Origin of the sequence: Promicromonospora sp. NPDC019610, from assembly GCF_044389365.1 — a bacterium.
Lineage (GTDB): Bacteria > Actinomycetota > Actinomycetes > Actinomycetales > Cellulomonadaceae > Promicromonospora.
Map to the genome: position 1 here is coordinate 18,781 of NZ_JBIRXX010000003.1, position 13,477 is coordinate 32,257.

Below are 13,477 nucleotides of genomic sequence, written 5' to 3' on the forward strand. Positions count from 1 at the left end.
GCCCCGCCCGGCTGCGAGGATGACGTGATGACCACGCACCTCGATCTGCTGACCGGCGAGTCCGCCGCGGGGCTCCTCGACGCCGCCGTGGCGACCGCGGGCGGGGAGCTGGTCGACTGGCGGGTGCGGCAGGTGGACCACCGCCCCGGCTCGACGACGACGGTGGCGTACCGCGCGACGGTGCGCTGGAACGGCGTCGAGCGCTCCGAGACGCTCGGCGCGAGCGTGGGCCGGGCCCGCGACGGGCGCAAGCCGGGCGTGGTCACGCTGTCCGACGGCGACGCGACCGTCGCCGTCTGGCGGTTCCCCGGCGACCCGGCGCTGCCCGCCCTGCCGCGCGCGTTCGATCCCGCCGCCGTCGAGGAGCTCCTGGCGGGGCTCGGCGTGGGTCCGCGAGAACGCGCGCACCCCGAGCTCAAGGTGCGCGCCTACCGGCCCACCCGGCGGGCCGTGCTGGAGGCCACGGCGGCGGCATCCCACGTGTTCCTCAAGGTGCTGCGCCCGCGCAAGGTCGCGGACCTGCACCAGCGGCACGCGCTGCTGTCGCGGGCCGGGCTGCCCGTCCCGCGCCCGCTCGGCTGGTCCGACGACGGCCTGCTGGTGCTGTCCCCGCTGCACGGCACCGAGATGCGCACCGCCGTCCGCGACGGGGGCCGCATCCCGTCCCCGTCCGCGATCCTGGACCTGCTCGACCGGCTGCCCGCCGAGGTCCGCGACCTGCCGCGGCGCCCGGCCTGGAGCGAGTCGGCGCAGCACTACGCGGGCGTGATCGGGGCGGCGCTGCCCGCCGAGGCCGGCCGTGCGAACGACCTGGCCGGCGCGGTCGCCGAACGCCTCGCGGAGCGCGGCGCGGGTGCCGACCCGACGCACGGCGACCTGTACGAGGCGCAGATCATGCTCACCGACGGGCACGTCACCGGCCTGCTCGACGTCGACTCCGCCGGGCCGGGCCACCGCGCCGACGACCTGGCCTGCCTGGTGGCGCACATCGACGTGCTGTCGCTCGTGGGCGGGTCGGACCCCACCCACGTGGCCCGCGCGTCCCGGATGCGCCGGCTCGCGGCCGACTACGCGGCGGGGTTCGTGACGGCGCCCGGCACCCGGGGCGCGGACCGCAGCGACCTCGCCGCGCGCGTCGCGGGCGTGCTGCTCTCCCTGGCCACCGGCCCGCACCGGGTCCAGGAGCGGCACTGGCAGGAGGCGACGTCGCGCCGCCTGGACGTCGTGGCGGCCTGGCTCGACGGATCGCGCCTCACGACCGCGGGCGTGGGCGGCGCATGAGCCTGCGCCGGCCGTCGGTCCGGGCCAAGGTCGTGACCGTGGTCGTGGCGGTGACCGCCATCGGGCTCCTCGGGGCCGGCCTGCTGACCCACGCCATCCAGTCCCAGCAGATCATGGACGACATCTCCGAGGACTTCGACCAGGAGATCGGCGAGCTGCAGCGCCTCGCGGCCGACGGCGTGGACCCGGAGACGGGCGAGGACTTCCACGGCGCGGGGCGGCTGATGAGCGTGGCCATGGAGCGCAACGTCCCGGGCACCAACGAGATGTTCGTGAGCTACCTGGACGGCGCGCACCAGCAGTCCAACCCGCCCGCGGCGAGCCGGGTGGTCGTGGAGAGCGAGCTGGTCCAGGACGTCGTGGACGGGCTGACGCCGCGGTCGTCCACCACGGTCCAGCGCGAGATCGAGACCGAGATCGGCCGCGTCTGGTTCGTCGTCGTGCCGGTGACCGTGCCGGACCGGCAGGAGGTGGGTGCCTACGTCATGGCGTCCGCGCTGGACCAGTCGCTCGAGGCCGAGACCGCCGTGATGCGCACCTACGCGATCGTCTGCAGTGTCGCGCTGGTGCTGCTGGGCCTGTTCGCCTGGCTCGTGGTCAGCCGCCTGCTGCGCCCCCTGCGCCAGCTCAGCGCCACCGCGACCCGGGTGACCGAGACCGACCTGTCCCAGCGCGTGCCCGTCGCGACCGACGACGACCTCGGCGAGCTGGCCGGCGCCTTCAACACCATGCTCGACCGCCTGTCCACGGCCATCGAGACACAGCGCCAGTTCCTGGACGACGCGGGGCACGAGCTCCGGACGCCGCTCACGGTGCTGCGCGGGCACCTGGAGGTGCTGGACCCGGACGACCCGGCGGACGTGCGCGAGACCCGGGACCTGCTGCTGGACGAGACCTCCCGGATGGGGCAGATCGTCGAGGAGCTGGTGCTGCTCGCCAAGGCGGAACGGTCCGACTTCGTGGCCCCGGCCCCGGTGGACCTGGGCCGGTTCACGGACGACGTGCACGACAAGGCGCGTGCGCTGGGCGACCGCCGCTGGGTGGTGGACGCGCGCGCCGACGTCGAGGTGTCCGCCGACGCGCACCGGCTCACCCAGGCGGTGCTCCAGCTCGCGGACAACGCGGTCAAGTTCACCGGCGCCGACGACGAGGTGGGGATCGGCACGCAGGTGCTCGACGGCGCCGCCGGCCGCGTCGTCCGGCTCTGGGTACGGGACACCGGGCCGGGCGTGCCGCCGGAGGAGGCGGACCGCATCTTCGACCGGTTCGCGCGGGGGAGCGCCGCGGGCGGTGTCCCGGGCTCCGGCCTGGGCCTCGCGATCGTGCGGGCCATCGCACAGGGGCACGGCGGGGACGTGGTCGTGGAACGGTCCGACCCGTCGACGAGCTCAGGACGGCACGGGGGCGGCGCGCGGTTCGTGATGACCTGGCCCGTGGCCGGCCCCGGGCAGGGCGAGCGACCGGCGGCACGCGGCGCGACGGAGGAGGAGGCGGCGTGAACCAGATCCTGATCGCGGAGGACGAGGAGCGCATCGCGCAGTTCGTGCGCAAGGGCCTCAAGGCGCACGGGTTCCAGCCCACGGTGGTGTCCGACGGCGCCTCGGCGCTCGGCCACGCCATGTCGGGCGGCTACGACCTGATGGTGCTGGACATCGGGCTGCCCGTGCTGGACGGGTTCACGGTGCTCCAGCGGCTGCGCGACGTCGGCTCCACGCTGCCCGTGGTCATCCTCACCGCGCGCGACTCGCTGTCGGACCGGGTGGCGGGCCTGGAGGGCGGGGCGGACGACTACATGTCCAAGCCGTTCGGGTTCGACGAGCTGCTCGCGCGGATCCGGCTGCGGCTGCGCAAGGCGGCGTCCGAGGCCGCGCCGTCGGACCGGCTGGAGCACGGCGGCGTCGGGCTGGACCTGCGCACGCGCACCGCGACCGTCGCGGGCCGGGACGTGGAGCTGTCCGCGCGGGAGTTCGCGCTCGCCGAGGTGTTCCTCCAGCACCCGGGGCAGGTCATGTCGCGCGAGCAGCTCCTGTCGCGCGTGTGGGGGTACGACTTCGACCCCGGGTCCAACGTGGTGGACGTGTACGTGCGGTACCTGCGCAGAAAGCTGGGCGCGGACCGGATCGAGACCGTCCGGGGCGCGGGCTACCGGTTCCGCGGCTGAGGCACCACATGAGAGCTGTCTCATCCGCGTCTCCTCGTGGCCTCATCCTGGCTCGGCAGACTCGTCGTCAGCAGGCACCCGACGGGGGTGCCGGGAGACCCGGGAGGTCGGTCGCATGAACCCCTCGACCATGAAGAAGCGCTGGGCCGTCGTCGGGACGGCCGCCGTGATCGGCATCGCGGGCGCGAGCACGGCCGCCGCGCTCAACGACCCCGCACCGCGGGCCGAGTCGACCGCCGCCGTCGCGCTGTCCGGTGGGACCGACCCCGCCGGCGGGACGACCGCCGCGCCCGCCGACGACTCGCCGGAGTCCGCGGACTCGCCCAACGAGTCGGCGCGGGACACCCCGGGCTCCGCGCAGTCGGCGGACTCGCCGGGTGACGCGAACTACGACCCGTCGCCGGAGTCGGCGGACTCGCCGAACGAGTCGGCCCACGACACGGCGGGGTCCGCGCAGTCGGCGGACTCGCCGAACGACGCGAACTACCAGTCCCCGGCCGACGACACCCCGAACGACAGCACGCCGGACGACGCGGACGACTGATCCACATCCGTCGCGTGCCGGAACCTCAGGTCGCCCTCGTGACCTGAGGTTCCGACATGTCGGCAGATGTACGGAAGTAGTAACCCGACCCGCCTACACTGCGCGCGTGACCCGTACCCACCGTCGACCGCGGATCGCGATCTGCGGCATGGCGATCGAGTCCAGCACGTTCTCCCCGCACCGCTCGGGCTGGGAGGCGTTCACCCTGCTGCGTGGCAACGAGCTGGTCCGGCGGTACCCGTTCCTGCGGGACGGAACGGCCCTGCGCCGGGAGGCCGAGTGGGTGGGCATCCTGCGGGCCGGGGCGCTGCCCGGCGGCGCGGTCCCGGCGGACGTCTACGAGACGGTCCGCACCGAGATCGGTCTGGCGCTGGAGGCGCAGGGCCCGTTCGACGGGGTGCTGCTGGAGATCCACGGGGCCATGGCGGTGCTCGGCTACACCGACGCGGAGGCCGACCTCGCGCGGGCGGTCCGCGCCGCCGTCGGGTTGGACTGCCTGGTCTCCGCGTCCATGGACCTGCACGGCAACGTGTCCCGGGACCTGGCCGCGACCGTCGACCTCATCGCCTGCCACCGCACGGCCCCGCACGAGGACGAGGACGAGGCGCGCGAGCGCGCGGCCACGGACCTGCTGCGGCGCGTCGACGGCGGGGGCCGGCCGCGCAAGGCCTGGGTGCAGGTGCCGGTGCTGCTGCCGGGCGAGCGGACGAGCACCCGGCAGGAGCCGGCGAAGGGCCTCTACGAGGACGTCGCGCGGGTCGGGGCGCTGGCCGGGGTGCTCGACGCCTCGGTCTGGGTCGGCTACGCGTGGGCGGACGAGCCGCGCTGCCGGGCCGCCGTGGTGGTCATGGGCGACGACGACGCCGTCATCTCCCGGGAGGCCGAACGCCTGGCCCGCCGGTACTGGGACGCCCGCGCGGAGTTCGGTCTCGTCGCCCCCGCCGGGTCGTACGAGGAGTGCCTGCGCGCGGTGCTGGCGAGCGACGCGCGGCCGTTCGTCCTGTCGGACACCGGCGACAACCCCCTGGCCGGCGGCGCGGGCGACGTGACCTGGACCCTCGCGCGGCTCCTGGCGGAGCCCGTCTTCGCGACCCCGCCCGCCGACGGCGGCCGCACCGCGATCTACGCCGCCCTGCCCGACGCCGACGCCGCCCGTGCGGTGGCGGCCGCCGGGGTGGGCGCCACCGTCGAGGTGGAGGCCGGCGCCCGCGTCGACGACGGCCCGCACGGACCGGTCACGCTGCGGGGCGTCGTCGAGCACGTGCGTCCGGACGACCCCCTCGCGGGCATCGTGTGCGTCGTCGCGGTGGGCGGCCTGCGGGTGGTCCTGACCGAGCGTCGCCGGGCGTACCACCTGGAGTCGGACTTCACCGCGATCGGCCTGGACCCGCGGGGCACCGACGTCGTGGTGGTGAAGATCGGCAACCTCGAGACCGAGCTCTACGAGATGGCCGAGGACTGGATGCTCGTGCTCACGCCAGGCGGCGTGGACCAGGACCCGCGACGGCTGCGCCACACCGGCCTGGGCGGGCCGGTGTGGCCGTTCGACGACGACGCCGCCTTCGGTGACGGCCCGGACCTCACCGCCGAGCTGCTCTGACCGGGCGCCGTCGTCCGACGTCAGGTCAGAGCGGGCCCTGGAAGTTGGCGCAGCCGCCCGCCGGGACGAACCCGAGCGCGATGTTGATCGCGAGCATGTGCGGGTTCTCCTCGTTGTTCCAGGTGTAGATCCGCTCCGCCTGGGGGCGCAGGCGGGCGTGCTCGCGCAGGTTCACCGCCTTGACGAGCATCCCCAGCCGGTGCCCGCGGTGCGACCTGAGCACCACCGTCGCCTGCTGGTTCGTGTGCTCGGGCTGGAGGTCGTTCCACTGGAGCATGGTCATCGCGACCAGCTCGCCGGTGGCCACGTGCTCGGCAGCCGTCACCACGTACTGGTCGCCCTTGGCGGCCATCGCCGCCTCCTCGGTGCGGATGCGCTCCACGTCCCAGACGTCCGACTCGACGTCCAGGCCGCCGCGCGGCTCGTCGTCGGACAGCGCCTGCTCCAGCGCCGCGTACTGCTCGATCCACTCCCCCGGCAGGGGCGACGTCCAGGTGTGGACCCGGTACGCGTCACCCGCCACGGCACGGGACTCGGCCTCGAAGCGGGACACCGCCTCCGGCAGCACCGGCAGGTCGATCCGGGAGCGGCGCTCGACGAGCTGGAGCGGCAGGCCCAGCTTCCGCGCGAGCAGGACGCCCGGCAGGTCCGCGGCGACCTCGCCGCTGCCCGACGCCGGGGTCAGCGTCTCGCCCGCCGGCTTGTCCGGGCCGAAGTCGACGTACGTCATGAACGACGTCCGGCCCTCCGCCCGCGCCGTGTCGCGCGACCACTGCGCGAGCGCCGTCGCGATGCCCTGCCGCCGGTGCTCCGGATGCACCACGATGCCGCCGATCGCCAGCTCGGGATTGGCGCGGACCTGCAGGAACAGCGTCGCCTCGCCCACCACCTTCGGGCCGGCGGGGGTGTCCACCACCGCGATCCGGCGCAGCTTGCGCACATAGCTCTGGTTGTTCATCCCGACCAGGATCCCGATCGGCGTCGGGGCCGCGTCCGCGTTGCCGAGGTCGACGACCGCGGCCGCCGCGTGCAGCTCCGCGATGCCGCGGTACGCCCAGGCGTCGGCCTCGTCGAGCGAGGTGGCGTGCGGAGGGTCCATGAGCCGCCACGCCGACGTCGCCGGGGCGGGTGCTGCAGAGGATGTGGTCATGGACCCAGGGTGCTCCGAGAGGTCAGCGGGCGCACGGCTTTATTCGGCCCGCTGCCGCTAGCGTGAGCGGGGCTACGACCCCGAGGCCTGGCACGACGGCGCGCACCACGCGCTGGCCCGCGAGGCCGCGAGCCGCGCGATCGTGCTGCTCAAGAACGACGGCGGCCTGCTGCCGCTGGCCCCGCGCACGCGCCTCGCCGTGATCGGCGAGCTCGCGCGGACGCCGCGGTTCCAGGGCGCGGGCTCCTCCCAGATCGTCCCGACCCAGGTCGACGACGCGCTCACGGCGATCCGCGACTCGGCGACCGACGTCGTCTTCGCGCCGGGGTACGGGATGGGCCCGGGGTCGGCCGGCGGGGCGTCCACGGACGGGGCGCTCGCCGACGAGGCCGTCGCGGCGGCCCGGGACGCCGGGGTGGTGCTGTTCTTCGCAGGCCTGCCGCAGTCGGCCGAGGCCGAGGGCCGCGACCGCGAGCACATCGAGCTCCCGACCGACCAGCTCGACGTGCTGGACCGGGTGCTGGCGGTCAACCCGCGCGTGGTCGTGGTGCTCTCGAACGGCTCGGTGGTGCGGCTGTCCGGCTTCGCGGACCGGGTGCCCGCGATCGTCGAGGGCTGGCTGCTGGGCCAGGCGGGCGGCGGCGCGACGGCCGACGTCCTGTTCGGCCGGGTCAACCCCTCGGGCCGGCTGGCCGAGACGGTCCCGCTGCGTCTCCGGGACACCCCCACGTGGACCAGCTTTCCCGGGACCGGGCTGCACGTCACGTACGGCGAGGGCATCTTCGTGGGCTACCGCTGGTACGACGCGCGGGACCTCGCCGTGCAGTACCCGTTCGGCCACGGGCTCTCGTACACGACGTTCGCGTACGCGGACCTGACGGTCACCGCCGGGCCGGCCGACGGCGTCGTCGGCCTCACCGCGAGGCTGACCGTCACCAACACGGGCGGCGTGGCCGGGCGCGAGGTGGTGCAGTGCTACGTGTCCGTGCCGGGCTCCGCCGTGCCGCGGGCCCCGCGCGCGCTGGCCGCGTTCGCCGTCATCGACCTGGCGCCGGGGGAGTCCCGGGCGGTCGAGCTGGCCGTCGACCGGGCCGACCTCGCGTACTGGGACGTCCGCGCCGGCCGGTGGCACGTCGAGGGCGGCACCTACCGCGTCGAGGTGGGCGCGTCGAGCCGCGACGTGCGTGTCGCGGCCGAGACCGCGGTGCCCGGGGACGCCGTCGCGACCCTGCTCACGCCCGGGTCCTCCGTGGGCGAGGCGATGGCGCACCCCGTCGTCGGCCCGGTGGTCACCGCGCTGCTGCGCGCGGCGGGTCTGTCGGACGACGTCATGATCATGACGCGGGCCATGCCCCTGGAACGGCTCCCGTACCAGCCGGGCTCGGGCGTGACCCACCGGCGGCTCCGCGCCCTGCTGGCCCTGGCCAACAGTCGCCTGGCCGCCTTACTCACCCGCCCCCGCCTCCGTTGAGTGCTGGGTATTTGTTGTCTCGAAACGATTCGAGGCAACAAATACCCAGCACTCAACGGAGGCGCGCTGCGCTCGCCGGCGACGTGCATGAGGTCAGAGGCGCTTCTGGAGGGCCGCCTCCGCGCCCGAGGGGCGGAAGCCCAGGGCCACGTTGATGCCCAGCATGTGGGCGTTCTCCTCCGCGTTGAACGTGTGGACCCGCTCCGTGGACGGGTGTCGGGACGCCAGCTCACGCAGGTTCACGGCCTTGACCAGCATCCCGAGCCGGTGCCCGCGGTGGGCCTGGAGCGCGATTGTTTCCTCCTGGAACACGTAGGCCGGCTTGCCGTCCTGCAGCAGGAACGACGTGCCGCCCGCGATCTCGCCCGACGGGACGTGCTCCACCAGGGTGGTCAGCAGGCGCTGGCCGCTCGAGGTGCGCTCCTCGAGGTAGACGCGCACGCGCTCGGCGTCCCACGTCTCCTCGCCGAAGTCGAGCCCGCCCTGCGGCACGTCGGTGGACATCCGGGTCATGAGCTGGGCGTACGCCGCGTGCCACTCCTCGGGGATGCCCTCCCACGTGTGCGTGACGTAGTCGGGGCCGGCCTTCGCGCGCGCCTCCGCCTCGAACTCCGCCAGCGTGGCCGGGTCCACCGGCAGGTCGAGCCGCGACATGCGCTCCACCTGCTCCAGCGTGTACCCGCGGCCGAGCGCGAAGTGCACACCGCCCGCGTCGGCGGGCAGCCGACCGGCGCCGGTGGCGGGCACCAGCGCGTCCTCGTCCTGGGCCGCCTCCCGGGCCGAGAGCGACCAGCTGAAGAAGGTCGTCCGGCCCGCGTCGGTCGCCGCCCGTTCCGCCTGGTCCGCCAGGGCGCTGCCGATCCCGCGCCGCCGGTGGTCCGGGTGGACGCCCACGTAGAGGTCGGCGGTGTGCGTGTTGTGGTCGCGCGTCATCGAGGCGTACCCGTAGCCGACGACGTCGTCGGCGGTCGGCGCGGTGCCGTCCGCGCGGTCCAGGACGGCGACGAAGCACCGCTTCTCGGCGTACCGCTGGTGCAGCATGCTGCTGACGAGCTGCTGCTCGGTGCGGGCGAGGTCGTCGTAGCCCACGTTCGCGATCTCGACGGCCCGGTCGACGGCGGCGATGCCGTGGTAGGCCCAGGCGTCCGGGTGGTCGGTCGCCGGTGCGGGCGCCACCTCGAGGATGCGCCACGCCGTCGGCTCGGGCGCGTAGCCGGTGGGGGAGGTCATACGACCAGGGTGCCCCGCACGCCGTCGGGCGGCGAGAGATTATCGACGGCGTGCGGGGCGCCCGGTCAGGCGGCGACGGAGATCGCCTGCCCGACGGCGGTCCGGTCGGTCAGGGCGTCGCGCATCGCCAGGGCCAGGTCGGGGCGGGCGATCGTCCAGGCCCACCGCACGTTGCCGTCGCGCCGGGACTTGTAGCGGCCGGTGCCCCGGCGGTCCTGGAGGCGCGGCGGCCGCATGATCGTCCAGTCCACGTGACTTGCCCGGATCACCTGCTCCATCGCCTCCAGGTCCGCGTTCGCCACGGCCAGCGCCCGCTTGAGGATGGGCTTGGCGACGTACCGGGAGAGCGGGTCGTCGCCGTCGACCAGCCAGCCGCTCGCGCTGATCGCGACCAGCCGGCGTACGCCCGCTCGGTCCATGGCGGCGATGACCGCCGTGATCCCGTCGCGCAGCACGTGCGGCGACTCGCCGGGCACCGGGCCCAGGCAGCTCGCGACGGCGTCGACCCCGTCGAACGCGGCGACGAGGGCCGCGACGTCGGTGGCCTCGGCGACCCGGACCTCGCCGGGTTCGCCGGGTGACCCGGCCAGCCGGGCCGGGTCGCGCACGACGGCGACGACGACGTGGCCGGCCGTCATCAGGGTCCTCACGAGCTCGCGGCCGGTACGGCCGCTCGCTCCGACAACAGCGACCTGCATGGCATCTCCTCGGTCCGGGGTGGCGTTCACCAGGGGGTGAGTGAATACTTACTAACACCGTGTCACGGGGTCGGGCCGCAGGTCAAGGGGGCAGGGAGAATGTCTGGCATGAGCACACGGGAGCGGATCCTCGACGCGGCGGCGCGCGTGATGCGCGAGCAGGGCGTGGCACACGCGACGACCAAGGAGATCGCGCGGGCGGCCGGCTGCTCCGAGGCGCTGCTGTACCGCCACTTCGACGACAAGCAGGGCCTGTTCATGGCGGTGCTGCAGGAGCGCCTGCCGCGCTTCGCCCTGCCCGACGACGCCGTGGGCACCTCGACCGTGGAGGCCAACCTCGTGCGGTTCGTCTCGGGGCTGCTCGACTTCTACTTCGGCAGCTTTCCGATCTCGGCCTCGATCTTCTCCAGCAGCGTGCTCCTGGCCCGCCACCGCGAGTCCATCGCGGCGAAGGGGGCAGGCCCGCAGGTGCCGCAGCTGAGGTTGCAGGCCTACCTGGAGGCGGAACGCGACGCCGGCCGGGTGCGGGCCGACGCCGACGTCGAGTCCGCCGCCCGCCTGCTCGTGGGCGCGGCGCTGTACCAGGCGTTCCTGGCGGCGTTCTGGGGCGAGAGCGGCGACGGCAGCGCCGGCCACGGCGGCGCCGGCGACAGCAGCGCGCCCGGCGCCGACGAACCCGGGCTGGCCGGGCGCCTGGTGGCGCCGGTCCTGCCGGCCCTGCTGCCGGGCTGAGCCGGCGGCGTCAGGCCGGCGGCGTCAGGCCGACAGCGGGGGAGCGGTGCTCGACCGCTGCACCAGCCGCGTGGGCAGGCGGGTGTGGTGCCCGGCCGAGGGGCCGGACTCCAGCATCGAGATGACCATGCGGAGCGCCTCGGCGCCCATCTCGTGCAGGGACTGCGCCACGGTCGTCAGGGGCGGCGTGGACCCGGCGGCCTCGGGGACGTCGTCGAACCCGATGACGGACAGGTCCTCCGGGACGCGCAGGCCCAGCTCCTGGGCCACCTGGATGACGTGGATGGCGGAGAGGTCGTTCGCGGCGAACACCGCGGTGGGCCGGTCGGGGCGTTCGAGCAGGTCGTGCGTGGGCCGGTCGGACCGGTCCGGGCGGTAGCCGCCCTCCAGCACGAGGCTCGGGTCGGGGGTGAGCCCCGCCGCCTCCATCGCCTCGAAGAAGCCCAGCTCGCGCAGACGGGCCGACTCCAGGTCGGCGCGTCCGCCCAGGTAGCCGATGCGGGTGTGGCCCAGACCGATCAGGTGCTCGGTGGCGGTGCGGGCGCCGCCCAGGTTGTCGGAGTCGACGGTGGCCGGACCCGTGGGGCCCGTGTGCGGGTCGATCGCGACGATCGGCACGCCGTCGTGCTGCGGGAGGGCGAGCGTGGGCGTCACGATGACCACGCCGTCGATCAGGGTGCCCGCGAGGCGGGACAGGGAGCGGCGCTCCCAGCCCACGTGGTCCGAGCGGCCGGCGTCGCCGCAGTAGGCGAGGAGCTCGTAGCCCGTGCCCGCGACGGCGGCGGAGATGCCCTTGAGGAGCTCGGTGCTGAACGGCTCGAACTCGGCCACGAGCACGCCGATCACGTTGGTCTGCCGACGGCGCAGGCTGCGTGCGACCAGGGACGACTCGTACCCGAGGTCGGCCACGACGCCGAGCACGCGCTCGGCGGTGGCGGCCGCCACGCCGTACCGGCCGTTGACGACCTTCGACACGGTGGCGACCGAGACTCCGGCGACGCGCGCGACGTCGGTGATCGTGGCGCGGCCGGTCGCGCGCTCCTCGGTGGCGGACGGTCCGAAGGTCTCGGAGTCGTCCGTCACGCCGTCACCCGGTCCGGCGGTGGACCCGGGTGAGCCTGTCCCACTGTGCACGGAAGAGACAGTACATCCGGGTGCGGCGGTATGTCCGTCGGGCCATTCCGTTTCGAAATCGATATCGAAACCGTTTGACGAGAGCATGGCGCTCCTGACACTCTCCTGCTTGACGGACTCCGTGGTCCGTCGTAGAGGCAGGCTCCTGCCAACCGTCGATGACGACTTACAAGGGGTTCCACAATGATGAGGAAAACGCGGGCCTCGGGCATCGTTGCCCTGGGTGCCACCGTTGCCCTGCTGGCCACGGCTTGTTCGGGCGGCGGGGGCAGTGAGGGAGGTTCGGACGGCGAGGTCTCCATGACCTTCTGGCACAACTCCACCACCGGGCCGGGCAAGGCGTTCTGGGAGGACACCGTCGCGGCCTTCGAGGAGGCCAACCCGGGTGTGACGATCGACGTCCAGTCCATCCAGAACGAGGACATGGACGGCAAGCTGCAGACCGCCCTCAACTCGGGCGACGCGCCGGACATCTTCATGGCGCGCGGCGGCGGCAAGCTGGCCGATGTCGTCGAGGCCGGCCAGATCATGGATCTCACCGACTCGATCGACGAGGCGACGAAGACCAACGTCGGCGCCGGCTTCGACGCCTTCACGGTCGACGGCAAGATCTACGGCATGCCGACCGCCATCCTGCCGGGCGGCCTGTTCTACAGCCAGGACCTGTTCGACGAGGCCGGCATCACCGAGACGCCGACCACCGTCGACGAGCTGAACGACGCGGTGTCCGCCCTGAAGGCCAAGGACATCGCCCCGATCGCCCTGGGCGCCAAGGACGCATGGCCCGCCGCCCACTGGTTCTACTTCTTCGCGCTCCGCGAGTGCTCGCAGGAGACGCTCGAGACCGCGGCCCAGTCCCGCAGCTTCGACGACGACTGCTGGATCGCCGCCGGCGAGGACCTGCAGGCACTCGCCGAGACCGAGCCGTTCCAGGACGGCTACCTCACGGCGACCGCCCAGCAGGGCGCCGGCTCCTCGGCGGGACTCATCGCCAACCACAAGGCCGCCATGGAGCTCATGGGCGCCTGGGACCCGGGTGTCATCGCGGGTCTGACCCCGGACCAGAAGCCGCTGAAGGACCTCGGCTGGTTCCCGTTCCCGGCCACCGAGAGCGGTGAGGGCGACCCGGCCGCGTTCATGGGCGGCGTCGACGGCTACTCCTGCTTCGTCGAGGCTCCGCCGGAGTGCGCCGACTTCCTGAACTTCTTCATGCAGAAGGAGTACCAGGAGAACTACGCCGAGGCCTTCGTGACCCTGCCGGCCAGCAAGGAGGCGCAGGAGGTCGTCACCGACCCGGCGCTGCAGTCCGTGCTGGCGGCCTACAACGAGGCGCCGTACGTCTCCGTCTGGCTGGACACGCTCTACGGCCAGAACGTGGGCAACGCGCTCAACGCCGGCGTCGTGGAGATGCTGGCCGGCGACGGCACCCCGCAGAGCATCGTCGACGCCGTGAACGCCGCGGCCGCGATGGAGTAA

The 13,477-nt window shown here is 73.9% G+C and carries 12 protein-coding genes; 8 read left to right on the forward strand and 4 right to left on the reverse strand.

All coding sequences use genetic code 11. From position 1 onward, the window contains the following. The first annotated feature begins 27 nt into the window (after nucleotides 1–27). The 5 genes from ACH45N_RS21210 to ACH45N_RS21230 all read left to right on the forward strand — a co-directional run bounded on the left by ACH45N_RS21210 (nucleotide 28) and on the right by ACH45N_RS21230 (nucleotide 5,586). Nucleotides 28–1,281 (forward strand): phosphotransferase, encoded by a 1,254-nt coding sequence (locus ACH45N_RS21210; RefSeq protein WP_397397579.1) that lies wholly within the window; start codon nucleotides 28–30, stop codon nucleotides 1,279–1,281. Further along, nucleotides 1,278–2,780 (forward strand): sensor histidine kinase, encoded by a 1,503-nt coding sequence (locus ACH45N_RS21215; protein WP_397397581.1) that lies wholly within the window; start codon nucleotides 1,278–1,280, stop codon nucleotides 2,778–2,780. Before ACH45N_RS21210 ends, ACH45N_RS21215 begins: the two co-directional genes overlap by 4 nt. After that, nucleotides 2,777–3,442: a response regulator transcription factor gene (locus tag ACH45N_RS21220; protein ID WP_397397583.1), complete on the forward strand. Its 666-nt coding sequence runs from the start codon at nucleotides 2,777–2,779 to the stop codon at nucleotides 3,440–3,442. The genes ACH45N_RS21215 and ACH45N_RS21220 overlap by 4 nt, the downstream gene beginning before the upstream one ends. 115 nt (nucleotides 3,443–3,557) lie before the next feature. After that, a complete protein-coding gene (locus tag ACH45N_RS21225) occupies nucleotides 3,558–3,986 on the forward strand; it encodes a hypothetical protein (protein ID WP_397397585.1) in 429 nt (142 codons plus the stop codon). A gap of 106 nt (nucleotides 3,987–4,092) precedes the next feature. Then, complete coding sequence (locus ACH45N_RS21230) at nucleotides 4,093–5,586, forward strand: M81 family metallopeptidase (protein WP_397397587.1); 1,494 nt, start codon at nucleotides 4,093–4,095, stop codon at nucleotides 5,584–5,586. Nucleotides 5,587–5,611: 25 nt separating this feature from the next. Here the strand turns inward: ACH45N_RS21230 and ACH45N_RS21235 are convergent, their stop codons facing one another. Further along, nucleotides 5,612–6,736: a GNAT family N-acetyltransferase gene (locus ACH45N_RS21235; protein ID WP_397397589.1), complete on the reverse strand. Its 1,125-nt coding sequence runs from the start codon at nucleotides 6,734–6,736 to the stop codon at nucleotides 5,612–5,614. 142 nt (nucleotides 6,737–6,878) lie between these two features. Between ACH45N_RS21235 and ACH45N_RS21240 the strand changes: the two genes are divergently transcribed. Continuing rightward, complete coding sequence (locus ACH45N_RS21240) at nucleotides 6,879–8,207, forward strand: glycoside hydrolase family 3 C-terminal domain-containing protein (protein WP_397397591.1); 1,329 nt, start codon at nucleotides 6,879–6,881, stop codon at nucleotides 8,205–8,207. Between the two features lie 93 nt (nucleotides 8,208–8,300). On the opposite strand, the gene ACH45N_RS21245 is transcribed toward ACH45N_RS21240, so the two are convergent. Further along, nucleotides 8,301–9,437: a GNAT family N-acetyltransferase gene (locus ACH45N_RS21245; protein WP_397397593.1), complete on the reverse strand. Its 1,137-nt coding sequence runs from the start codon at nucleotides 9,435–9,437 to the stop codon at nucleotides 8,301–8,303. A gap of 65 nt (nucleotides 9,438–9,502) precedes the next feature. Next, nucleotides 9,503–10,135, reverse strand: a complete 633-nt coding sequence (locus ACH45N_RS21250; RefSeq protein WP_397397595.1) for an NAD(P)-dependent oxidoreductase — start codon at nucleotides 10,133–10,135, stop codon at nucleotides 9,503–9,505. 108 nt (nucleotides 10,136–10,243) lie between these two features. Here ACH45N_RS21250 and ACH45N_RS21255 point away from each other — a divergent pair, with 108 nt between their 5' ends. Then, nucleotides 10,244–10,867: a TetR/AcrR family transcriptional regulator gene (locus ACH45N_RS21255; protein ID WP_397397597.1), complete on the forward strand. Its 624-nt coding sequence runs from the start codon at nucleotides 10,244–10,246 to the stop codon at nucleotides 10,865–10,867. 24 nt (nucleotides 10,868–10,891) lie between these two features. Here ACH45N_RS21255 and ACH45N_RS21260 read toward each other — a convergent pair whose 3' ends face one another. Continuing rightward, nucleotides 10,892–11,950, reverse strand: coding sequence for a LacI family DNA-binding transcriptional regulator (locus ACH45N_RS21260; protein WP_397397599.1), 1,059 nt, complete (start codon nucleotides 11,948–11,950; stop codon nucleotides 10,892–10,894). Between the two features lie 234 nt (nucleotides 11,951–12,184). Between ACH45N_RS21260 and ACH45N_RS21265 the strand changes: the two genes are divergently transcribed. Beyond that, on the forward strand, nucleotides 12,185–13,477 hold the full coding sequence (locus tag ACH45N_RS21265; protein ID WP_397397601.1) for an extracellular solute-binding protein: 1,293 nt from the start codon (nucleotides 12,185–12,187) through the stop codon (nucleotides 13,475–13,477).